Origin of the sequence: Rhodococcus koreensis (genome assembly GCF_017068375.1) — a bacterium.
Taxonomy (GTDB): Bacteria; Actinomycetota; Actinomycetes; order Mycobacteriales; family Mycobacteriaceae; genus Rhodococcus_F; species Rhodococcus_F koreensis.
Genome location: NZ_CP070610.1, coordinates 828,880 through 850,215, shown reverse-complemented (window position 1 = coordinate 850,215; position 21,336 = coordinate 828,880). Strand labels below are relative to the sequence as shown.

The window sequence follows — 21,336 nt, the reverse complement described above, 5'->3', positions numbered from 1 at the left end:
TTCTTTCGGTGGCCTGCTGAGGTAGGCTAATTAACATTCGTTACAATGAACGTTTGTCCTGATGCGGCGGCGCACGTTCGGTTCGGAAGCTGAGAAGGTGGGGATCATGACTGACTACATCGACAAGCGTTCGGCCCCCGGACCGTCGGTGACGCGGGCGGACGTGTTCGATGCCGCATTGACGCTGTTCGCTGAACGTGGATATCACGGCACGTCGCTCAAGCAGGTGGCGGAGCGGCTCAACATTCGGACGCCGAGTCTGTACAACCACATGGAGTCGAAGAGTTCGCTGTTGAGTGAGATCGTCCTGGGCACCCTTGACCGCGTCGTCGCGGACTTCGACCGGGTGATCGTCGAGGTCGACGATCCGGTCGAGCGGCTGCGGGTCGCCACCGAGGTGTATGCGTTGCATCATGCCACCCATCCCCGGGAAGCGTTGGTGGTCAATCAGGATTCCGCGAGCCTCGATGAGCCGGAGCGCACCTCGGCGCAGCAGATTCGCCGGGACCATGAGCGTGCGTTCCGGCAGATCATCATCGACGGCGAGGAGGCGGGTGTCTTCGTCGTCGAGACGCCGAAGCTGGCGTCGTTCGCGATTCGGGAGATGTGTGTCAGTATCGCCCGCTGGTTTCACGATGGCGGTGAGCTGACGGCGGAGGACGTGGCCCGGCAGTACAGCGAGTACGCCTTGAGCATGGTGGGCGCCAAACGGGCGTCGGGTAGTCGCCGAGGCCGGGCACGGAAGCCGGCCGCCGCGCGCTGACGGCTCGGTCGCGGCGACCGGCTTCGGGTGTCGCACCTGTTCAGGCATAGGGGTCTGCGAGTCCGACGTACCGGATATCGAGGTACTCGTCGATTCCTTCGAAGCCGCCTTCGCGGCCGAGACCCGATTGCTTGACTCCGCCGAACGGTGCGGCAGGGTTGGACACGACGCCGACGTTGATCCCCAGCATCCCGGTCTCGAGTTCCTCGCTCATGCGGAGGGTGCGCGCGGTATCGCGGGTGTAGACGTAGGCGACGAGTCCGTATTCGGTGTTGTTGGCGATGTCGACGGCATGCTCTTCGTCCCGGAAGGTCGTGATCGGGGCCACGGGTCCGAAGATTTCTTCGCGGAGGATGCGCGCATCCGCGGTGACTCCGGTCAGCACCGTCGGGGAATAGAAGTAGCCATCGCCCGGCACGGGCTGACCGCCGGTGACGATCGCGGCGCCGTGTGCGGCGGCGTCCTCGACCAGGGAATGAACCTTCGTCCGGGACTCTTCGTCGATCAGTGGGCCGAGTTCGGAGTCCGCCTCGATACCGGGTCCGACGACCAGGCGCGCCATCTTGCCGGCGAGCTTGGTCGCGAACTCGTCCGCGACGGCTTCGTGCACGATGAACCGATTCGCCGCGGTGCAGGCTTCGCCCATGTTCCGGAGTTTGGCGATCATGGCACCGTCGACGGCTGCGTCGATGTCGGCATCGGCGAACACGAGGAACGGCGCGTTGCCGCCGAGTTCCATGGAGGTGCGCAAAACTTGCTGCGCCGAATCCGCAAGTAGCCGCCGGCCGACCTCGGTCGATCCGGTGAACGACAGCTTCCGCAGCCGGGGGTCCGCGATGAGGGGGCCGGTCACCGCTCCGGCACGCGAGGTGGGGATGACATTGAGCACCCCGGCCGGCAACCCGACCTCCTCGAACACCTGCGCCAACAACAGCGTGGTCAGGGGCGTCAGTGTGGCGGGTTTGACCACCATGGTGCAGCCGGCCGCGATCGCGGGGGCGATCTTGCGGGTCGCCATGGCCAGCGGGAAGTTCCACGGTGTGATGAACAGGCAGGGACCCACGGGCCGTCTGTGGACCAGCAGCCGGGTCTTGCCATCGGGTGCCGCTGCGTATCGGCCCGACACGCGGACGGCCTCCTCGGAGAACCACCTAAGGAACTCGGCGCCGTAGGTCACCTCGCCCCGCGCCTCCGCGAGCGGTTTGCCCATTTCTAAAGTCATCAGCATCGCGAAGTCGTCGGATCGGGCGATGACGGCGTCGAACGCCGAGCGCAGAAGTTCGGCACGCTCGCGGGGAGCTGTTCGTGCCCATGCCTTCTGGGCGGTTGCCGCGGCGTCGAGGGCGGCGGATCCGTCGGCGATGGTGGCGTCGGCTACGACGGCGAGCTCTCGGCCGGTCGCCGGGTCGTGCACGGGGAAGGTGTTCGCCGTGTCGGAGGGGCGCCACTGCCCGCCGATGTACAGTCCGGTCGGGACCGCTTCGAGTACCGCCTGCTGGGTTGTCTGGGTGCTGGTCAAGGCTTCCTCACTTCTCATCGAAGATGATGACTTGCCGGATGGCGTTGCCGTCGGCGAGTTGGTCCATGGCGGAGTTGATGTCCGACAGTGCGATCCGGGACGAGATCAGCTTCTCGACCGGGAGTTTTCCGTCGCGCCACAGCTGCGCGTACACCGGGATATCGCGGGCCGGTACCGCGGAGCCGAGGTAGCTGCCGATGACGGTCCGCGCGCCGGCCACCAGAGCAAGCGGCGAGATCGAGGACCGGGCGTCCGGGGCCGGAAGCCCCACGGTGACGGTGGTGCCGCCGGGAGCGGTGGCCGCGACGGCGGTCTCGAAGGCGCGCGGGTGCCCCGCTGCCTCGATGACGATCGGGGCCTGAATGTTCCGTTCCGTGACTTCTTGGGGGGTGTAGGTAGAGGTGGCGCCCAACTTCGTTGCCTGGGTGAGCTTGTCAAGATTCGAGTCGACTCCGATCACCTCACCTTGACCGAGGGACAGCGCGGTGATCAGTGCTGCCATACCGACGCCGCCGAGCCCGACGACCATGACGGCTTGCCCCGGCGCCGGGCGGCCTGCGTTGATCACCGCGCCGCCCCCGGTCAGCACGGCACATCCGAGTACGGCGGCGATCTCGGGTGGAACGTCGTCCCCGACGGGTACGACCGAATGCTGGTCGACGACGGCGTGCGTGGCGAAACCGGAGACGCCGAGGTGGTGTTTGACGTCGGTGCCGTCGCGGTGCAGGCGGATGTCGCCACCGAGGAGGGTGCCGGCGGTGTTCGCCGCGCTGCCGGGACTGCAGGGCAGTTTGCCGTCGGTTCGGCATTCGGCGCAGTCGTTGCAGCGAGGCAGGAACGCCATGACTACCCGCTGGCCGACCGCCAGGTCCGATACGCCGTCGCCGAGCTGTTCGACCCGGCCTGCCGCCTCGTGACCGAGCAGCATCGGGATCGGTCGCGACCGGTTGCCGTCGACGACCGACAGGTCGGAATGGCAAATTCCCGCCGCCTCGATCCGGACGAGGACCTCACCGGGTCCCGGCGGGTCGAGTTCGAGCTCGGCGATCGAAATGGGTGTCGATTCCGTGTACGGCCGGGGACGGCCGCTCGCCTCGAGAACGGCTCCGCGAATCTTCATAGTGATATTTCCCTTCTTCGGCGTCTGACAGCACTGGCTGCGACCCCACCCCGGGACACCAGGGTGCGCGGGTGCGGGGGCGGGGACTACGTGGTGGCGGCTGACTCGGGTCGGTGCAGCCGGTGGCGTTGGATCTTTCCCGAGCCGGTACGTGGAATTGCAGTCACCGCAATGAATTCCGCCGGCACTTTGAAGTAGGACAACGTCGCAGCGCAGCGGCTTCGCAGATCGTCCTCATCGATGCCGTTGTCGTCTGCGGCGACCACGAACGCGATGGGGACCTCTCCGAGCGCGTCGTGTGGCGCTGCGACGACGGCCGCGTCGGTCACGCTCTCGCATGCGATGAGGACGTCCTCGATCTCTGCGGGATAGATGTTCTCACCGCCGCGGATGATCAGCTCCTTGATGCGCCCGCTGATGCGGATGAACCCGTTCTCGTCCCGTCGGGCTAGATCCCCGGTTCGGTACCAACCATGGGTCAGTACCTCTGTGGTTGCCTCAGGCAGGTTGTGGTAGCCCCGCATCACGTTGGGGCCCTGGACCCATAGCTCCCCCTCATCGCCGGGAGCGGCGTCCGTTCCGGTCGCGGGGTCGATCAGGCGGACGGTTAGTCCGGGCAGCGGCAGACCGCACGAGCCGGGAATCCGGCCGCCGGTCGGCGAGTTCATCGTCACCATCGTGGAGGTTTCGGTGATGCCGTATCCGTCCAGTAACGGCACGTCGGCGAATTCTTCGAACGCTTCGTTGAGCGCTGTTGCCATCAGGGCGCCGGCGGACACGCACAGGCGCAGTGAGGGCGCAGCGAGGCGGGTGTCGGTCGCCGAGTCCATCAGGTACCGGAACATCGTCGGCACCCCAGGCAGGAACGTGACGCCGTCTTCGGACAGAGCGTGCAGTACCTGGGTGGGGGAGAACTTCGGCAGGAGGTGCTCGGTGGCCCCGGTCGCGGCGACTCCCAGTACACACAGCACCAGGGCATAGGAGTGGAACAGCGGAAGCGCGGAGAGCACCACGTCGGAACTGCTCAGGCCGGCGATCGGCACCCAGCACGCGCCCACCACCCACAGGCAGCTGCGCTGGGTGAGGTGCACCCCTTTCGGCCGGCCGGTGGTGCCCGAGGTGTAGAGCATCCAGCACCAGGCATCGAGATCAGTGGAATCGGGTGCGCTGCCGGAGGGGGTCGCCGCGACCAGGTCGTCATAGAAGACCACCTTCACCCTGCCCGAATGTCCGACATCGGTGGGTGCTCCGGTGACCACGACGAACTTCACGTGTGCGAGGTCCGTTCCGCCGTCGTCGATCAGCGCGACGACGGTCGGCAGATGAGCCATGTCGGTGAGAACGGCGGTGGCGCCGGAGTCGGCGAGGATGTGGACGAATTCGTGTCTCGTCCCGCCCGGATTGGCGCAGACGGTGACGATGTCGGCCCGGGGGGCGACCAGGTATCCCTCCGCCACTTCGACGCAGTTGTCCAGATACATCAGGAGCCGGTCGCCGGAGTTCAGGCCGAGGTCGCGGAGGTGACCGGCAAGGCGCGCAGTCCGAGACTCGAGCTCCGCGTACGTCACCGCTTTGTTCGGGTCGCGGAAAGCGACCTGATCCGGCCGTTCGGCGGCGTGCTTGCCCAGTAGTTGGGGGATGGGCACGATCACGTCGGTGTGCAGCACAATACCTCCATGAGAAGACTAATGATTGTTAGTTAGTGTAGCCGTCCGGGTGTTGGCCGGGAAGGGGTCGGGGAGGGTCTCGGTCGCACGAGCGGCCGGGCCTCTCTTCGGGACTTCCTGTTGTAACGCTGCTGCGGGCTGGCCGAATTGTCGCCAGCCTCCTGCTGGACGTCTTGACGTGAGCGCGATCACAACTACATACTAACGCATATTAGTTAGCTCATGTGACGACGCCACCTCGGCGGTCAGTTCGAGAGGAAATCATGGAAGTAGATCACTTCACGGTCGGGCGTACCCTCAACGCGCCCATCGACCCGGACATCCAAAAGGTCGCATCGTCAACCTATTTCGCGGAACTGATCGAACGCCGGTCCCGATTCGTCCGCCTGGCCCTCGCCGGCGCGAGCCTGTGGTTCGGTGCGTTCCTCATGCTGACTGCCTACGCCCACGACTTCATGGGACATCTCGTCGCGCCCGGCGTCACCGTCGCTTATCTGCTCGGTCTGTCGCAGTTTGCGCTGGTATGGATTGTCACCGCGGCGTACCTCCGTGCCTCGACACGCGTGTTCGTTCCCCTCGAAAAGCAAGCACTGGAAACGATCTCGGATCACTCGATGCCGGGAGGCTCCGCATGAACCTCACGCGATTGATCTTCTTCGCCGCAGTGCTCGCCATCACTGTCATCGTGACGTTCTGGGCTGCTCGTCGTACGAGCACCCAGTCGGACTTCTACGCTGCCGGGCGCAGCGTTACCGGGGTCCAGAACGGATTCGCGATCTCCGGGGACCTGATGTCGGCGGCCACCTTCCTCGGCTTCACCGGTTTGATCTTTCTCACCGGGTTCGACGGGTGGGTGCTGGCCACGGCCGCGATCTTCGCCTTCTTGCTGATTCTGCTGCTCTTCGCGGAAAAGATGCGCAATGCCGGCGAGTACACCATCGCCGACGTGCTCTCGTTCCGCTTCAGCAAGCGCCCCGTGCGGGCCGCCACCTCGCTGGCCACGCTGGTGGTGGTCGTCTTCTACCTCATCGCGCAACTCGTCGGTGCCGGCGTGCTGATCCGGGCTCTCACCGGGATGAACTTCACCCCCGCGGTGATCATCACGGGCATCGCGATGCTGTTCTATGTCGTCTTCGGGGGCATGCTCGCGACCACCTGGGTCCAGATCATCAAGGCCGCGCTGCTGCTGATCGTCGGCGGCGCCATGTGCATCGGTGTCCTGTGGAAGTTCAACTTCAACCCCCTGAGCATGTTCGAGGCAGCGGCCGACAACCATCCCAACGGCGATGCTTACCTTGCCCCGGGCGGATCGAGCGCGAACCCGCTCAACACCCTGTCCTCGGCGGTGGCCTACGCCATCGGCACGGCCGCTCTACCGCACATCCTGATCCGGTTCTTCACCGTTCCCGATGCACGCGCCGCGCGACGTTCGGTGGGATGGGCCGTCGGGATCATCGGTGTCTTCTTCGTGATGACCTCGATCATCGGGTACGGCGCTCGCGCAATTCTGCCCGCCGTATCGGAAAAAGCCACTGCGGGAGGGAATCTGACCGCTCCGCTGCTCGCGCAGTACCTCGGTGGCGGCGAGGGTAGCTTCGGCGGTGACGTCTTCATCGCGTTGGTCAGTGCCGTCGCGTTCGCCACCATTCTCGCGGTGGTGGCGGGGTTGGTGTTGTCGGCATCGGGCGCGCTGTCTCACGACCTGTGGTTTAACGTCGTCAAGCGGCGGACTGCGACCGAACGCGAAGGTGCAGTCGTCGCCAGAATCGCCGCCGCCGGGGTCGGAGTAGTGGCGATTGCGTTGACTCTGCTGCTCGGATCGGGAATCAATGTCGCGCTGCTCGTCGGTTTGGCGTTGTCGATCGCGGCGAGCGCGAACTTCCCGGCGCTTGCGCTGAGTCTGGGTTGGAAACGTTTCAACACTCTCGGCGCGGTGACCGGAATCGGAGCAGGCCTGGTCACCTCCGTCGTCCTGATCATCCTCGGCCCTCAGGTGTGGCCGGGCGGCGCGGAGAATGCCCCCTTCCCGCTGACCTTCCCGGTGCTGGTGTCGATTCCTGTCGGATTCCTGGGCTGCTGGATCGGGACCATGATCGGCAAGCCCGACCCCCGGCAGGGCAATGCCTTCACCGAACTGCGGGTGCGCTCTCAGGTCGGGCTCGGCGCGGAAGAATCCTAGGTCAAGGATTCGTGGCTGCGGCGATTGCCGTAGCCACGAACCTTCCCGACCTGGGATCGCCGCGGTTATCCGGTGGCCGATTCGAACAGTCGCCGCAACTCGTCCGGGATCGGCACCGGGCGCCGGGTGTCACGGTCGACATAGACGTGCACCCACCGGCCCCGCGCGGCGACCGCCGCCGTCTCGGGCAGCCCGGCCGGAAAGAGTCCGAGGTCATAGGTGACGCTGGTGCGGCCCAGCCTGGCGACACGGATTCCCACCTCGAGGGCTTGCGGGAACTGCACCTGCTCGAAGTATCGGCATCCGGACTCGGCGACGACGCCCACGGATGGGGCGGCGACCGGGTCGAGTCCGGAGTGCTCGATGATCCAGCCGTTGATCGCTGCATCGAAGAGCTGGTAGTACACGGCATTGTTCAGGTGGCCGTACATGTCGTTGTCGGACCACCGTGTGGTGGCCGCGCGGCGCACCGTGAAGTCTGCCACGGTAGGACTTTCGCGTACATCGACCGCTTCAGCGCTCATCTTCATTTCTCCTGTCATTTCGGTCCCCGCGAGTTGCGGACGAGGGTGGGGGATGAATCAAAGTGTTTGCAACAAAGAATGATTGAACAGCAATCGTGCCTTCCTGGTTCGGTCGACGCAACGCCGGACGCGGGGTTCCGGTCAGGATTGACACGGTTCGACACGCTCCGTACTCTCAATACTAACGATTATTAGTTAGGATGGTTCTTGTGGAACTCACCAACACCTTCTCCGTGGACCTTCCCGTGGCCAAGACCTGGGATGCCCTCCTCGATCTCGGACGGGTGATCCCCTGCCTGCCCGGTGCTGCGGTCCTGAGCCTCGATGGCGACGAGTTCGAAGGCGCCGTCAAAATCAAGGTCGGCCCGGTCTCGGCCCAGTACAAGGGCGCCGGCCGTTTCGTCGAGAAGGACCCCGCCAGCTACCGGGCCGTCATCGCGGCCGAGGGAAAGGATGTGGGTGGCCAAGGCGGCGCCAAGGCCACCATCACGGCCACCCTGTCGGAACAGGGCTCGGGCACCACCGTTCACGTGCTCACCGATCTTGCGCTCTCCGGGCGTGCGGCCAGTTTCGGGCGCGGTGTCATCGCCGACGTATCGAACAAGATTCTCGGGCAGTTCGCGAAGAACCTCGAGGCCGAAATTGTGGGTGGCGCAGCGAACGGCTCCACCGGCGCATCGCAGCGTCCCAAGACCATCGACGAGGTCGAACCGCTCGATGTCATGGGCAGCATGAGCGGCACCGTGATGAAGTACGCGTTGCCCGGCGCCGGTGTGCTGGCAGCGGTGATCGCGCTGATCGTGCTCCTCACCCGAAAGGGGCGTGGACCCGCACCGGCCGCCTTCTCACCGGCCGCGTTCGGTAGCGGTTATCCGTCGGCGGGTATCGGCCTGCCGTTGGCGATCAATCTCGTCTTTCCCACCGGCGCGCGTCCGGAGCGGCCGTTCGTCGATGCCGACCGGGTCTTCGCTCCCTACGCCGCCACCGCCGAGGAGATCCGATGAAGATAGGTTCGCTGCTTCTGGAGTCCCTCGTCGACGGCGCCGGCCACGAGGACCCCCGTGAGGTCCTGTTCCGGCCGGAGATCCCGGGAGACCCTTGGGACGATCACACGGAACTGCTCACTGCCGAGGGAAACCTCGAACTCTCCGTCGGCGGCTATCTGATCCGTACCGGTGATCGCAACATTCTCGTCGACGCCGGTGTCGGGACGATCGACAACGGCAAGTACCGCGGCGGACAATTCCTCGAAAGCCTGAAGTCCCACGGGCTGGATCCGGCCGACATCACCGATGTGGTCTTCACGCACCTGCACTTCGACCACGTCGGATGGGCCACCAAGAAGGGCGCCGTCGTCTTCGAGAACGCCACGTACCGCGTACACAAACTCGACTGGGAGCACTTCGTCGAAAGCCCCGGCGCCGAACCGGGCGCAGTGCGCAAGCTCAAGCCGCTCGAAAGCCGGCTCGAACTCTTCGCCGGTGACCAGACCCTCGCTCCCGGACTGGATGCCCGGCACACCCCCGGCCACACCCCGGGATCGACCACCTTCATCGTCTCCAGCGAGGGGCAGCGTGCCGCGCTGATCGGCGACCTCGCCCACACCCCAGTCGAACTCATCGAATCGCACTGGCATTTCGCCTTCGACTTCGACTCCGTCGCGGCCGCCACCGTCCGCGCCGATTTCGTCCGAGAATTCACCGACACCGACACCGACATCCTCGCCGCCCATTTCCCCGGCATGCAAGCCGGACGACTGACCACCACTGACGGTGCGACGCGCTGGGTCTACACCAAGGAGAACTGACATATGAACCTCGATCTGGCAGACAAGACCGTCCTCGTCACCGGAGCAGGCAAGGGCCTCGGCCGCGCGATCGGTATGGCCTATGCGGCCGAGGGTGCCAATGTGGCCTTCCATTTCAACTCCTCGGCCCACGGCGCCGAGGAAGCCGCGAAGGAAGCCGCCGCTCTCGGCGTCCGTGCCATCGCCGTGGGCGCCGACCTCGCGGACGGGGCCGCGGTGAAAGCGGCGGTCGACGCCGTCAAGTCCGAACTCGGACCGATCGACATCCTGATCAACAACTCCGCCGTCACCCAGAGCAAGCCGTTCCTGGAAACCACAGAGGAAGACTGGGCTCCCCAAGTCGAGATCACCGTAACCGGCACGCTGCGCGTCACCCAGGCCGTGGCCCAGCAGATGGTCGACTGCAACGTCGAGGGCTCGATCGTCAACCTGATGGGCGACTCCGGCCGCGTGGGCGAATCCCGACTCCTCGTCACCGCAACCACCAGGGCGACCACGGTCGGGCTGACGAAGTCCCTGGCAAAGGAACTCGCACGCCACAAGATCCGCGCGAACGCCGTTTCGATCGCACTCGTGCAGACCGGCAGCCTCGACGCCCACACCGGCAACGCCGACGACGCCAAGATGAAGCGCATCCTCTCGGCATATCCGCTGCGCCGCTTCGGCACTCCCGACGACGTCACTCCGACGATCTTGCTGCTGTCCTCGCCGAAATCGTCCTGGACCACCGGCCAGATCGTGTCCGTCAATGGTGGGTACTCGATGCCATGACACACGATCACGCTGCAGCACCCGTCACCGGTGCGGTCGGCCGGTCAGTCCGCCGCAAGGAAGACGCCCGGCTGATCACCGGCCACGGCCGATACGTCTCCGACCTCGACCTGCCGCGGATGAGGCACGTGGCCTTCCTCCGCAGCCCCTACGGTCACGCCACCATCACCCACGTCGACGTCACCGCGGCGCAGGCCGTGCCGGGCGTGTACGGCGCGTTCGCCGGCGGAATGTCCGCATTTCGGTCGATCGCGCTGCGCGCGCAGTCCGCGCTCCCGTCCTACGTCGAGACCGCGCAACCGATCCTCGCGTGGCAGAAGGCTCGATTCGCCGGTGAGGCGGTGGCAGCGGTCGTCGCGGAAAGCCGCTACGTCGCGGAGGATGCGATCGAACGGATCGACATCGACTACGACCAGCTACCCGCCACGGTGGTGGCCTGGAAACCGCCCGTGGTGCCGGTCCATGTTGAGGCACCCGACAATGTCCTGCTCGAGCGGAAGTTCGATGCCGGGGACGTCGAGGCCGCGTTCGCGCGGTCGCATGTCGTCGTCGAACGCGAACTCACCACGAACCGGCATGCCGGAAACCCGATGGAATGCCGTGCGGGAGTGGCCTTGTGGGATCCGGTCGACGACAAGCTCACCTTCTGGTCGGGAACACAGATTCCGCATCTGGTGCGGAACATGCTCGCCGAACTGCTCGGCCTGGCCGAGTCCAATGTGCGTGTCATCGCCCCCGACGTCGGCGGCGGGTTCGGCACCAAGGCCGTGCTCTACCCGGAAGATCTGGCGTTATGCGTGATGGCCCGCGAAATGCGGGGATATCCGCTCAAGTGGGTGGAGGACCGGGCCGAGCATCTGCAGGCTGCCGCTCACGCCCGCGACCACCGGTACCTCGTCAAAGCTGGTTTCGCGGAGGACGGAACGCTGCTCGCCCTCGACGCGGACGTCACCTGCAACGTCGGCGCCTACTCGGTATATCCGTGGACCGCGGGTATCGAACCGCTCATGGCCGGTGGTCTGCTGTCCGGACCGTACCGGCTCGACAACTACCGTTGCGTGACCCGCGGTGTCACCACCAACACCTCCTACGCGGGCCCGTACCGGGGTGTGGCCCGGCCCGCAACGGTGTTCGCGATGGAATGTTTGCTGACCGCGGCCGCCGACGAATTGGGCATGACCGACCTCGAGATCAGACGGAAGAACCTCGTCACCCCGGAGGAGATCCCGTACCGCATGCCGAGCCGGCTCGTCGACGACTCCGGCTGGTACGGGGCATGTCTGGACAAGTGCGTCAACGCGATCGGCTACGAGGAATTCCTCGCCGAACAGCAACGCCGGCGACAGACAGGTGAGAACCCGATCGGCATCGGATTCGCCTGCTACAACGAACTCACCGGCCTCGGCCGTGCCGCGGCGGCCGGCCCGCGGATGCCGTTTCGCACCGGCCACGACGCGTGCACCGTGCGCGTCGACCCCGACGGCAAGGTGACCGTGCTCAGCGGGGTGACCACGCAAGGGCAAGGCTCGGAGACCACCATCGCGCAGATCGTCGCCGACGCGGTCGGCGTCCCCTACGACGATGTCAACGTGCGGATCGGTGACACCAACGAATCCCTGTGGGGATTCGGCGCCTTCTCCTCACGTCAGGCGGTCATCGGTGGCGGTGCCGCGCACCGAACCGGGGAGGCAGTCAAAGCCAAGGTGCTCACACTCGCCGCCGCCCTCCACGAAGTCGACGAGGCGGATCTCGACTGCAGGGACGGCGAAATCTGGGGCCCGGACGACACCAAACCCCTGGCCACCCTCGCCGAGCTGGCACGAATCGCTTACCTGGAGTCGAACAAACTCCCCGAAGGAATCGAACCCGGCCTTCAGGCCACCCGATTCTTCGACCCGATCCGCGGCGCCTTCGCCGCGGGCGCCCAGGCGGCCACCATCGAGATCGACCGCAAGACCGGCGACCTGACAATCCTCAAATGGGTCTGCACCGAGGACGCCGGCCGGGTGATCAACCCGATGGTCGTCGAGGGGCAGATCGTCGGGTCCATCGCGCAGGGCATCGGCGGCGCCATGTACGAACACCTCGTCTACGACGACGCCGGCAACCTGTCGACCGGCACCCTGATGGACTACCTGATGCCGACCAGCCACGAGGTACCGGAGATGATCATCGAGCACATCTCCGTGCCGGCGGACAACCCTCTCGGGGTCCGCGGCGTCGGCGAGGGCGGCACGCTCGGGCCCAACGCCGTGCTCGCCGGCGCTGTGCACAACGCGCTCGGGATTGAGATCCATCACCTACCGATCACACCGGCCACCCTGTGGGAGGCACTGCGATGATCACCCTCACCGAGCACGGCGACATCGCAGAGATCACCCTCGATCGCCACGATAAGCGCAACGCCCTCGACATCGCTCATCTGCACGATCTCACCGCGGCGGTCGGCGGGTGCGTCGCGGCGGGGCGGCGAGTCCTGCTCATCACCGGTGCCGGGAGCGCGTTCAGCGCCGGTGCGGACTTCAGCGGCGTCTACGGCGACGGCTTCCGCACCGCCCTCTACACCGCACTGCACGCGATCACCTCGGCTCCGATTCCCGTGATCGCTGCAGTCAACGGACCCGCGATCGGCGCTGGCACACAACTGGCCATCGCGTGCGATCTGCGCATTGCTGCACCCGGCGCGAAGTTCGCGATCCCGACGGCCCGCAACGGACTGGCCGTCGACCCGTGGACAATCCGCCGGCTCGCGACACTGGCCGGGGGAGCGACCGCCCGCTCGGTGTTGCTCGCCTGCGACACCCTCGACGCAACCGCTGCCCTCGCCCGTGGTCTCGCGGACCGCATCGGCACCGTTGACGACGCACGGGCACTCGCGCAGCAGATCGCCTCCTATGCCCCACTCTCGCTGATGTATTCCAAGCGCGCGTTGCAGGCGCTGACCGAACCCGACACCTGGGACGACCGGCTCGACGCCGAGTTCGATCAGTGCTGGGCGAGCGCGGACTTCGCCGAGAGCCAACTCGCCCGAGCCGAGAACCGTCTGCCGAAATTCGTGGGAAAGTGAGGATGCACCCATGAAGGCTGCACCATTCGACTACAGCCGTCCCCCCAGCATCGCCGAGGCAGTCAAGACCCTCGAATCCGCAGACGGCGACGGCAAGGTTATCGCCGGCGGACAGAGCCTCGTGCCGGTGCTGGCGATGCGCCTCGGGCGTCCGACGATCCTGGTCGACATCAACCGAGTGCCCGGACTTGACGCGATCGAGAAGATCGACGACACCACCGTGCGAGTAGGTGCACTGGTCCGTCACTCCATGCTGATCGAGCAGACCCACCTGCCCCTGCTGTCGGAGGCAGCGAAGTGGATCGGCCACAGCGCCATCCGCACCCGGGGAACCACCGGAGGCAGCATCGCCCACGCCGACCCCTCCGCGGAACTCCCCGTCGTAGCGACTGCGTTGGGCGCGCTCGTACACGTCCACGGGCCCGGCGGTACCCGCACGGTACCTGCTGACGATCTCTTCGTCGGCCCCCTCGAGACCTGTCTGGACGAGAACGAGATCGTCACCGCAGTGGATTTCCCGATCCCGGATCGGGCCGGTTTCGCGGAATTCGCTCGCCGACACGGCGACTTCGGTCTCGTCACCGTCGCCGTAGCCGAGGTGGCCGGAACTGTGCGGATTTCGATCGGCGGTGTCGGCGCCATACCCATACGCCCTCACGCCGCCGAAGAAATTCTCGCGGACGGGCCGATGACCGACGAGAAGATCGCCGAAGCCGCACGCCTCGCTGCGACCGCAATCACGGCAGCGTCAGATCTTCACGCATCAGCCGACTACCGAGTCGCAATGACCGAGGAGTTCACACTCCGCGCACTGAACCAAGCGATAGGAAACAAGGCAGGAGTCCACTGATGCGAATCGAACTCACCGTCAACGGAGAACGCGCCACCATCGACATCGAGCCCCGCAAGACCCTCGCAGATGCACTGCGCGAAGATCTCGGGCTCACCGGCACCCACCTCGGATGCGAGCACGGCGTCTGCGGAGCCTGCACCATCCTGGTCGACGGCGGGCCCGTGCGAGCATGCCTGATGTTCGCCGTCCAAGCCGATGGATCGTCGATCACCACCGTCGAAGGGATGGCCGCCGACGACGGCACCCTGCACCCCTTGCAACGGGCCTTCTGCGACCGACACGGGTTGCAGTGCGGGTTCTGCACCCCCGGAATGCTCATGTCAGCACTCGACCTCCTACACCGGGAAGTCGAGCCCACCCGGGAGCGGATCCGCGAAGAAATGTCGGGCAACATCTGCCGATGCACCGGATACGTCGGAATCGTCGACGCCGTCGAAGAAGCGGCCGCCGAGATCAACCGCATCGGCACCGAGCCCGCCCACGAATGCCCTGTCCACGAGCACGAAAACTCCTCAACACAGCGCACCTCCGGGACCCAGGCGGAAGTCGCCTCCGGCCCAGAGCCCTCCTTCCCAGGATGACGAGGAGAAACGGCATGACCGAAGTACTCGCCCGCATCACCACGGAACCGATCGATCCCGTCGCGGTCAACGCCGCGGTCGCCGGCCCGGCGAACGGCGCCACGGTCCTGTTCTCCGGCGTCGTGCGAAACCTCGACAACGGCCAGATAGTTACCGGCCTCGAGTACCGATTTCACCCCGACGCCGCACGATTTCTACGCGACTGCTGCGAAGGTGTCGCACAGCAGTTCGGTCTCTCCGTCGCCGCGGTACACCGTGTCGGCACACTACGTGTGGGTGATCTTGCCTTGGTGACAGCCGTCGCCGCTCCGCACCGAGCCGACGCCTTCACCGTCTCCACGCTGCTAGTCGATCGGATCAAGGTCTGCGTACCGATCTGGAAACACCAAACCTTCGCCGATGGCACCATCGAGTGGGTCGGGGCACCGGCTACCAACCTCGAAGCGCCGGCCAAGTGACATCGGTCGGCCTGGGTTTCCCAACGATTCGCAGTCATCGTGCTCAATCCGGACGTCCACCGAACCCCGATCTGATCGACGAATTCGGCCGAGTCGCACGCGACCTCAGGGTTTCGATAACCGAGAAGTGTACGTTGCGATGCACCTACTGCATGCCCGAAGAGGGATTACCCCCGATCGAGTCGCATGCTTTGCTGACTGCATCGGAGATCGTTCGGCTCGTCGACATCGCGGTGCGCCACCTCGGGATACGAGAAGTGCGATTCACCGGCGGTGAACCACTCGTACGCCGCGATCTCGAGAAGATCATCGCGGGTTGCCGCAAATTGCATCCGAAACTTCCACTGGCGATGACAACGAACGCGATCGGACTCGACAGACGCGCAGAAGGCCTCGCCAACGCCGGACTCGATCGAGTGAACATCTCGCTGGACACAATCGACCGCGATGTATTCGTCAAACTCACCCGACGGGACCGCCTGCCATCCGTCCTAGCCGGCATCCGGGCAGCCCGACTCCACGGCTTCACGCCAGTAAAAGTCAACGCGGTACTCAACGCCGACACCCTCGCCACAGCGGAGGAACTACTGCAGTGGTGCCTGAACGAGAACGTGCACCTACGCTTCATCGAGCAGATGCCGCTCGACGCGGACCGCACCTGGAACCGCACCAACGCGGTCACCGCGGAAGACCTCCTCAGTGTCCTACGGCAGCGCTTCCGGTTGACCCCTCATGGCCGGATCGATCCCTCTGCCCCGGCGGAGGAGTGGGCTGTCGACGGCGGCCCAGCTCGGGTCGGCACCATCGCCTCGGTCACGCGCACATTCTGCGCAGACTGCGATCGCACGAGACTAACCGCGGAAGGCACGATTCGCCCCTGCCTGTTCAGTGACATCGAGACCGACCTGCGATCCGCCCTGCGTGCTGGTGCCAGCGACGAAGAACTCGCACAGTCCTGGCGTGATGCGATGTGGCGCAAACCGTTCGGACATGAAATCGGAAACGACGGATTCTCACCACCCGTGAGAAGTATGGGAGCGATCGGTGGCTGATAATCAAGTACTCATCCGTTATTTCGCCGCCGCTGCGGACATCATCGGGCGAGCCGAAGAAACGATCATTTTCACTGGTACACCATCACTCGGCGATCTGCACGAGCAACTTCTGCAGGAGTACGGCCAAAGAATCGCCCAACTACTGTCGGTATCGGCCTTTCTCGTCGGGGGAGAACTCACCCGCGATCCGACCCACCCGATTTCAGGGAACGTGGATGTACTGCCACCGTTCGCCGGCGGATAGCCGGCGCAGCTCGTCGCCTTGCACTGTGGGGACGTGACCGTGCACCGGCTGGATGGCGGCATGTGCGGTTGCGGCGGTCGAAGACCGACCAGGAAGGCACCGGCACGGTGCGGGCGTTGCCGTTCACCACCAGCCATCACAGCTGCCCGCCGTGCGCGTATGCGCGGTGGGCGCAGGTCGTCGCCGCATACGATACCGCCGGTCGACTGGGGGTGATCCGGTTGCTGCGCACCGCCACGCCGTTCGAACACCATGTGTCCGGGCGGCGTTGCCGCGCATGCGAGCCCGGGCACCGTTGTTCCGGGCGATCGCCAAGAACGGCAACCTCTCCGACACCGCGTTGTCCGGGGCGTCGGTGCATGCGTCGATCCGCCGCCGCGCCCAGGCCACCGGCTACGACGAGCACGGGCATGCGCGAACGCGACACCGGTCCACGGTCAGTGACCCCACCACCGGGCTCTACGCGGAGGGCCATCTCGTCGACCGCGAAGCCGTGGTGTTGCTGAAGTTGTCGCAATTCCTCATCACCGAGTACGGCGAGCCCGAGCTGGCCGACTTCGGCATCGCGCCACTGAACAGGGTGGCACCGAGAGCGCCGTTTCGGCCGAGCAGGGCCACCGAGGATCCCTTGTTCGCGGGCTTGACGTCGCGGTGCAGGATGCCGAGCCGGTGCGCCGACTCCACGGCGCCGGCCATCTTCACCCCAAGACGTAGCGCATCGCTCAACGGAATGCGTGGACCGTCGCGGCCGAGTAGACCGCGTCGATGTTGGGGAGCCGCGTCAGATTCCACGTTGGTGGCCGTTCGAGCGAGTGAGCGTTTTGAGTGTCCTGTAAGAGGATCGCGAGCGGGACGCTGGGCGCGTGTATGGACAATCGACTGGACGGGCTGCCTTTCATCATGACCACAGCGGGCAACTGGCCCGTCCCTGACGCCAATCGGGGAATCTATCGCACCGACTATCTCGTTTTGCGGCGGTGATCTCGCGCCGCCTATGGAATGCCTTCTCAACCGAGCTGGCCGACCGCACGATTCGATTCATCACCGAGCGTCCGCATAAGGATCGCCGGATTTCATCGGTTCTCAAACTTCCGGTATTCGGGGTGTGCCAGGATTTATCTGGGTAAATACTCGGGCCGAGCCCGAACACAAGGTTCGGGCGGTCGCCATTCAGGGTGGTCGACATGCGGTTTGTGAACCAGATAACGGCGATTGCGTTTGTCTCGATTCTCGTCAGCTCAGCGTGTAGCAACAATTCCGATCCGTCCAGTTCGCCACCGACGACTGTGGCTCATCCGCCGGCGGAGTTTGCCGAGGGTCCGTGCGCGAAGACGCCGCATCCGGTCCCACTGCTGGAGAATGCTCGCTGCGGGGACTTGTTGGTACCGGTGAACCGCACCAAAGAAGACAGCGGAACCTTGCGCTTGGCGGTAGCGATCGTTCCGTCGCAAACGCAGCCGCCGACCAAGGCTCCGATCGTCTTTCTCATGGGCGGGCCCGGTCAGGATGGGGTCACGGATCCCCCGATCAACCCGGACGTCCCGCTGAACCGTGATCGCGATCTGATCCTGATGGGACAGCGCGGCAACGCCACGTCCAGCTCGCCGTTGCCCTGCCCGGAGATTTTCGAGTTCTTCGCCCAAAGGATCGGAATGGCGTGGAACGCTGAGTCCACACGGGATGCGTACGTAGAAGCGGTGAAGGAGTGCCACGACCGCCTGGCCCCCACCGTTGACCTCTCGGCGTTCAATTCGACCGAGAGCACCTATGACCTGATCGATTTACGCAAGGCACTCGGCCTCGAGAAGTGGAATGTGTTCTCCCACTCGTACGGTACCGACCTTGCGCTGATCTACATGCGTCAAGACGCCGACGCTATCGAGTCGATCGTGTTCGACGGAGTGACGCCTCCATCGGTTGGTGCCCTGGGGTGGACCTGGGCCAGCGCTCGCCAAGCATTCGACAACATGGTCAAGGCGTGCGAGGACCAGCCGGCATGCAAAGAGCGCTATCCCGACCTGGGGGCAACGTTCATCCGGCTGGTCAATGAGCTCGAGGCGAAGCCCATCACCACGACGGTCAACGTTGAGGGTGTAGGAGACACGAAGGTTGTCGTCGACGGCGGAATGCTACTGAACTGGTTTGTCCCCGTGGCTACCCATCTACCGAAAGAGTTCCCTTCAACGGTCGATGAGCTCGCACACGGGAATGCTCAGCCCATTGCGTCGCGTTGGGCCGAGGTTTGGGGGCATCCGGAGAGGGGCGTCCTCCATTGGGGTCTCACCCTGAGCATTTGGTGCCGTGAATGGATCCCGTTCGAGACCGTCGAGCAGTCAATGCAACAGGCGGAAAAGGAATTCCCTGAACTGCCGGAGTCCGTTCGGGCTCAAGCGCCGCAGCTGCCGTTCCTGCGCGACGCCTGCGAAGTGTGGGACGTGCCGAAGGCCCCTGACTCGATCCGAGACATCACCGTGAGTGACATCCCTTCGCTTGTGCTGTCGGGAACCTACGACGGGCAGACCGGAGCGGTGTGGGGCGACTACATCGCGAAGGATCTCTCGCAATCCATAGTCGCGGTAGTGCCCGGAGCTGCACACGGTGTGTATGCAGAGCCACCGTGCGGAGCCGAGATAATCGCGTCATTCTTCGACAATCCGGAAAAGCCGGACACATCCTGCACGGACACGACGCAACTGCCGGCATACGACATTCTCCCGCCACGCCGATGACGACCGAGGTGTTCGCCGTCGGTGGCCCTGAGTTGTCGCGCCGGGCGGTGCTTGGCGGGGCGGTCGCCGGGTTGGCGGTGCTCGTATTGCCGGCATGTTCGTCGAAGGAGTCGACCACCACAGCTCCGAGCGTCCCGGCGAACGCGAAGGAAGCGTTCAACGAGCTCGACGCCAAGATCGACAAGGCGATGAAGGACTACGCGATCCCCGGGGTTGCGGTTGGCGTCATTGCCGACGGTGAGGAGTACATCAAGGGGTATGGGGTCACCAATGTCGACCACCCGACACCGGTGGACGGCGACACCCTGTTCCGGATCGGCTCCACGACGAAGACGTTCACCGGAACGACCGTGATGCGCCTCGTCGACGAGGGCAAGGTCGATCTGGAGGCACCGATACGCCAGTATCTGCCCGATTTCGCGGTCGCCGATCCAGAAGCCAGCGCCACGGCGACGGTGCGACAACTGCTCAACCACACGTCGGGTTGGCTCGGTGACGATCTCCAGGACTTCGGTCGAGGCGACGACGCGATAACCAAGTTTGTGGCGTCGATGACCCGGCTCCCACAAAAGACCTCGCCGGGCACGGTCTTCGCCTACAACAATGCGGGGCTGGTCGTGGCGGGGCGGATTGTCGAGGTCGTGACCGGATCGGTCTACGAGGACGCCGTCCAGAAGATGCTGCTGGACCCGCTCGAGTTAAGTCACACCCGCTTCTTCTCGGACCAGATAGTCGGCCGAAATATCGCCGCCTCCCACAACGTCGACGACGGAAAAGCCGTTGTGGATCCGGGTTTCTGGTTCTTCTCGCGCAGTTGCAACCCGACCGGATCGTTGATTTCCAGCGTGCGGGATCAGGTGCGCTACGCGCGCTTCCACCTCGGCGACGGCACTACACCCAAGGGAGATCGGTTGATGAGCAAAGACTCGCTCATCGCCATGCGTTCCAATCCAGGCGTCGGCGGCACGCTTCAGGTCGAACTCACCGGCATGGGAGTGTCATGGATGCTGCGGCCGTCCGCGGAGAACGAGACGATCGTCCAACATGGCGGGACCTGGGCGGGTCAACGATCCGGGTTCTTCATGGTGCCCAGCCGCAACTTCGCCATGACCGTGCTCACCAATTCCGAGGGTGGAGCGAAACTGCTCAACGAACTGTTCGCCGAGGACTGGTCGCTTCGCCGCTTCGCCGGAATCAGTAACCTGCCCGCGACGCCCCAGAAGTTGAGCACGGCCGAGTTGGCGCCCTACGAGGGGGTGTATGCCACTGACGACATCGATCAATCGGGCACCCTGGGGACCGTCGTGATCAACTTCCGCGGCAAAGACGGCCAGCTCGTCGGCAACATGAGCGACGCCCCGGATGGCACCTACCTGCCGGATGAGCAGACAGTCCCGAATCTCGGTCTTGCGCTTTACAAGACCGACTATGGGCTCGACCTTGGCCCCGACCTCAAACCCACCGGCACCCGATCCAACTTCGTTCGGGGGTCCGATGGGAATGTCGCCTGGTTCAGCAACCACGGCCGGCTCTACCGGCACCTGCAGTAAATAGCCGATCTAACCCGGGGAAGCCGGTGGCGCAATGCGAAATTTGAATCAGTTCACAGTCCTGGCTTTTGCTGTGGTTCTCGCCAGCGGGGCATGTTCGAGTTTCGCCTTCCAGCTCGCCGCCGACCACCGTGGACCATCTGCCGGCGCAGTTTGTCGAGGGGTCCTGCGCGAAGACTCCGGAACCGGTGCCACTGCTGGCCAACGCTCGCTGCGGAGAGCTGGTCGTGCCGGTAAACCGCACAAAGGCAGATGGTCCGACTATGTGGTTGGCCATCGCGATCATTCTCTCGGAAACGCAGCCACCCACCAAGGAACCAATCGTGGGGGCCGGATCGGTCATTTGATGCAGTGCCGGGGCGGCATAGTTGACATAAGGTAGATCTCGGCACTTAGATAATGACTGCCTGACAGGATATTTGGTACGTTCTCCGGTCTCCGGCCTGCTC

Annotated in this window: 20 protein-coding genes and 1 pseudogene; 16 read left to right on the top strand and 5 right to left on the bottom strand. The window is 64.9% G+C overall.

The annotated features are described in order from the left end of the window. Positions 1-106 precede the first annotated feature (106 nt). Positions 107-763: a TetR/AcrR family transcriptional regulator gene (locus tag JWS14_RS44840; RefSeq protein WP_206016692.1), complete on the top strand. Its 657-nt coding sequence runs from the start codon at positions 107-109 to the stop codon at positions 761-763. Between the two features lie 40 nt (positions 764-803). Here JWS14_RS44840 and JWS14_RS44835 read toward each other — a convergent pair whose 3' ends face one another. The 3 genes from JWS14_RS44835 to JWS14_RS44825 form a co-directional block, all read right to left on the bottom strand. Next, the gene (locus JWS14_RS44835) at positions 804-2,300 is read right to left on the bottom strand and encodes an NAD-dependent succinate-semialdehyde dehydrogenase (protein ID WP_206016691.1); all 1,497 of its coding nucleotides are present in this window, start codon (positions 2,298-2,300) and stop codon (positions 804-806) included. Then, positions 2,290-3,402, bottom strand: coding sequence for an alcohol dehydrogenase catalytic domain-containing protein (locus tag JWS14_RS44830; RefSeq protein ID WP_206016690.1), 1,113 nt, complete (start codon positions 3,400-3,402; stop codon positions 2,290-2,292). Before JWS14_RS44830 ends, JWS14_RS44835 begins: the two co-directional genes overlap by 11 nt. An 86-nt stretch (positions 3,403-3,488) precedes the next feature. Continuing rightward, positions 3,489-5,069, bottom strand: coding sequence for a class I adenylate-forming enzyme family protein (locus JWS14_RS44825; protein WP_206016689.1), 1,581 nt, complete (start codon positions 5,067-5,069; stop codon positions 3,489-3,491). Positions 5,070-5,332: 263 nt separating this feature from the next. Between JWS14_RS44825 and JWS14_RS44820 the strand changes: the two genes are divergently transcribed. After that, complete coding sequence (locus JWS14_RS44820) at positions 5,333-5,704, top strand: DUF485 domain-containing protein (RefSeq protein WP_061700421.1); 372 nt, start codon at positions 5,333-5,335, stop codon at positions 5,702-5,704. After that, positions 5,701-7,248 (top strand): solute symporter family protein, encoded by a 1,548-nt coding sequence (locus tag JWS14_RS44815; protein WP_206016688.1) that lies wholly within the window; start codon positions 5,701-5,703, stop codon positions 7,246-7,248. Before JWS14_RS44820 ends, JWS14_RS44815 begins: the two co-directional genes overlap by 4 nt. Before the next feature lie 65 nt (positions 7,249-7,313). Here the strand turns inward: JWS14_RS44815 and JWS14_RS44810 are convergent, their stop codons facing one another. Beyond that, positions 7,314-7,772, bottom strand: a complete 459-nt coding sequence (locus JWS14_RS44810) for an acyl-CoA thioesterase (protein ID WP_061700431.1) — start codon at positions 7,770-7,772, stop codon at positions 7,314-7,316. A 200-nt stretch (positions 7,773-7,972) separates the two neighbouring features. Here JWS14_RS44810 and JWS14_RS44805 point away from each other — a divergent pair, with 200 nt between their 5' ends. The 11 genes and pseudogenes from JWS14_RS44805 to JWS14_RS50805 form a co-directional block, all read left to right on the top strand. After that, positions 7,973-8,776: an SRPBCC family protein gene (locus tag JWS14_RS44805; RefSeq protein WP_241031804.1), complete on the top strand. Its 804-nt coding sequence runs from the start codon at positions 7,973-7,975 to the stop codon at positions 8,774-8,776. After that, positions 8,773-9,579 (top strand): MBL fold metallo-hydrolase, encoded by an 807-nt coding sequence (locus JWS14_RS44800; protein WP_206016687.1) that lies wholly within the window; start codon positions 8,773-8,775, stop codon positions 9,577-9,579. The genes JWS14_RS44805 and JWS14_RS44800 overlap by 4 nt, the downstream gene beginning before the upstream one ends. A gap of 3 nt (positions 9,580-9,582) precedes the next feature. Further along, positions 9,583-10,350: an SDR family NAD(P)-dependent oxidoreductase gene (locus JWS14_RS44795; RefSeq protein WP_206016686.1), complete on the top strand. Its 768-nt coding sequence runs from the start codon at positions 9,583-9,585 to the stop codon at positions 10,348-10,350. After that, a complete protein-coding gene (locus JWS14_RS44790) occupies positions 10,347-12,692 on the top strand; it encodes a xanthine dehydrogenase family protein molybdopterin-binding subunit (RefSeq protein ID WP_206016685.1) in 2,346 nt (781 codons plus the stop codon). The genes JWS14_RS44795 and JWS14_RS44790 overlap by 4 nt, the downstream gene beginning before the upstream one ends. Beyond that, on the top strand, positions 12,689-13,417 hold the full coding sequence (locus JWS14_RS44785) for an enoyl-CoA hydratase (RefSeq protein ID WP_206016684.1): 729 nt from the start codon (positions 12,689-12,691) through the stop codon (positions 13,415-13,417). The genes JWS14_RS44790 and JWS14_RS44785 overlap by 4 nt, the downstream gene beginning before the upstream one ends. Before the next feature lie 10 nt (positions 13,418-13,427). Continuing rightward, a complete protein-coding gene (locus JWS14_RS44780) occupies positions 13,428-14,267 on the top strand; it encodes an FAD binding domain-containing protein (protein WP_061045247.1) in 840 nt (279 codons plus the stop codon). After that, complete coding sequence (locus JWS14_RS44775) at positions 14,267-14,851, top strand: (2Fe-2S)-binding protein (protein ID WP_082764866.1); 585 nt, start codon at positions 14,267-14,269, stop codon at positions 14,849-14,851. The genes JWS14_RS44780 and JWS14_RS44775 overlap by 1 nt, the downstream gene beginning before the upstream one ends. A 14-nt stretch (positions 14,852-14,865) precedes the next feature. Then, entirely contained in the window at positions 14,866-15,309 is a 444-nt protein-coding gene (locus JWS14_RS44770) for a molybdenum cofactor biosynthesis protein MoaE (protein ID WP_061700426.1), read from the top strand. Next, positions 15,306-16,361 carry a GTP 3',8-cyclase MoaA gene (moaA, locus tag JWS14_RS44765; protein ID WP_061045249.1) on the top strand — a complete coding sequence of 352 codons (1,056 nt, stop codon included), beginning with the start codon at positions 15,306-15,308 and terminating at the stop codon, positions 16,359-16,361. Before JWS14_RS44770 ends, moaA begins: the two co-directional genes overlap by 4 nt. Continuing rightward, a complete protein-coding gene (locus tag JWS14_RS44760) occupies positions 16,354-16,608 on the top strand; it encodes a MoaD/ThiS family protein (protein WP_061045250.1) in 255 nt (84 codons plus the stop codon). Before moaA ends, JWS14_RS44760 begins: the two co-directional genes overlap by 8 nt. Positions 16,609-16,611: 3 nt before the next feature. Further along, positions 16,612-17,008, top strand: a pseudogene (locus JWS14_RS50805) (site-specific integrase); the annotation flags it as partial. A 59-nt stretch (positions 17,009-17,067) separates the two neighbouring features. On the opposite strand, the gene JWS14_RS44755 reads toward JWS14_RS50805, so the two are convergent. After that, a complete protein-coding gene (locus JWS14_RS44755) occupies positions 17,068-17,304 on the bottom strand; it encodes a hypothetical protein (RefSeq protein WP_197436345.1) in 237 nt (78 codons plus the stop codon). Positions 17,305-17,792: 488 nt separating this feature from the next. Between JWS14_RS44755 and JWS14_RS44750 the strand changes: the two genes are divergently transcribed. Then, positions 17,793-19,337, top strand: a complete 1,545-nt coding sequence (locus JWS14_RS44750; RefSeq protein WP_061045264.1) for an alpha/beta hydrolase — start codon at positions 17,793-17,795, stop codon at positions 19,335-19,337. Then, positions 19,334-20,887 carry a serine hydrolase domain-containing protein gene (locus tag JWS14_RS44745; protein WP_206016683.1) on the top strand — a complete coding sequence of 518 codons (1,554 nt, stop codon included), beginning with the start codon at positions 19,334-19,336 and terminating at the stop codon, positions 20,885-20,887. Before JWS14_RS44750 ends, JWS14_RS44745 begins: the two co-directional genes overlap by 4 nt. Positions 20,888-21,336: the final 449 nt, after the last annotated feature.

What these genes read in the sequence shown, in the direction of transcription:
- JWS14_RS44840 (WP_206016692.1), top strand. Translation starts at nt 107, where the DNA reads ATGACTGACTACATCGACAAGCGTTCGGCCCCCGGACCGTCGGTGACG.
- JWS14_RS44835 (WP_206016691.1), bottom strand. Translation starts at nt 2,300, where the DNA reads ATGAGAAGTGAGGAAGCCTTGACCAGCACCCAGACAACCCAGCAGGCG.
- JWS14_RS44830 (WP_206016690.1), bottom strand. Translation starts at nt 3,402, where the DNA reads ATGAAGATTCGCGGAGCCGTTCTCGAGGCGAGCGGCCGTCCCCGGCCG.
- JWS14_RS44820 (WP_061700421.1), top strand. Translation starts at nt 5,333, where the DNA reads ATGGAAGTAGATCACTTCACGGTCGGGCGTACCCTCAACGCGCCCATC.
- JWS14_RS44815 (WP_206016688.1), top strand. Translation starts at nt 5,701, where the DNA reads ATGAACCTCACGCGATTGATCTTCTTCGCCGCAGTGCTCGCCATCACT.
- JWS14_RS44810 (WP_061700431.1), bottom strand. Translation starts at nt 7,772, where the DNA reads ATGAGCGCTGAAGCGGTCGATGTACGCGAAAGTCCTACCGTGGCAGAC.
- JWS14_RS44805 (WP_241031804.1), top strand. Translation starts at nt 7,973, where the DNA reads ATGGTTCTTGTGGAACTCACCAACACCTTCTCCGTGGACCTTCCCGTG.
- JWS14_RS44800 (WP_206016687.1), top strand. Translation starts at nt 8,773, where the DNA reads ATGAAGATAGGTTCGCTGCTTCTGGAGTCCCTCGTCGACGGCGCCGGC.
- JWS14_RS44795 (WP_206016686.1), top strand. Translation starts at nt 9,583, where the DNA reads ATGAACCTCGATCTGGCAGACAAGACCGTCCTCGTCACCGGAGCAGGC.
- JWS14_RS44790 (WP_206016685.1), top strand. Translation starts at nt 10,347, where the DNA reads ATGACACACGATCACGCTGCAGCACCCGTCACCGGTGCGGTCGGCCGG.
- JWS14_RS44785 (WP_206016684.1), top strand. Translation starts at nt 12,689, where the DNA reads ATGATCACCCTCACCGAGCACGGCGACATCGCAGAGATCACCCTCGAT.
- JWS14_RS44780 (WP_061045247.1), top strand. Translation starts at nt 13,428, where the DNA reads ATGAAGGCTGCACCATTCGACTACAGCCGTCCCCCCAGCATCGCCGAG.
- JWS14_RS44775 (WP_082764866.1), top strand. Translation starts at nt 14,267, where the DNA reads ATGCGAATCGAACTCACCGTCAACGGAGAACGCGCCACCATCGACATC.
- JWS14_RS44770 (WP_061700426.1), top strand. Translation starts at nt 14,866, where the DNA reads ATGACCGAAGTACTCGCCCGCATCACCACGGAACCGATCGATCCCGTC.
- JWS14_RS44755 (WP_197436345.1), bottom strand. Translation starts at nt 17,304, where the DNA reads ATGGCCGGCGCCGTGGAGTCGGCGCACCGGCTCGGCATCCTGCACCGC.
- JWS14_RS44750 (WP_061045264.1), top strand. Translation starts at nt 17,793, where the DNA reads ATGCGGTTTGTGAACCAGATAACGGCGATTGCGTTTGTCTCGATTCTC.
- JWS14_RS44745 (WP_206016683.1), top strand. Translation starts at nt 19,334, where the DNA reads ATGACGACCGAGGTGTTCGCCGTCGGTGGCCCTGAGTTGTCGCGCCGG.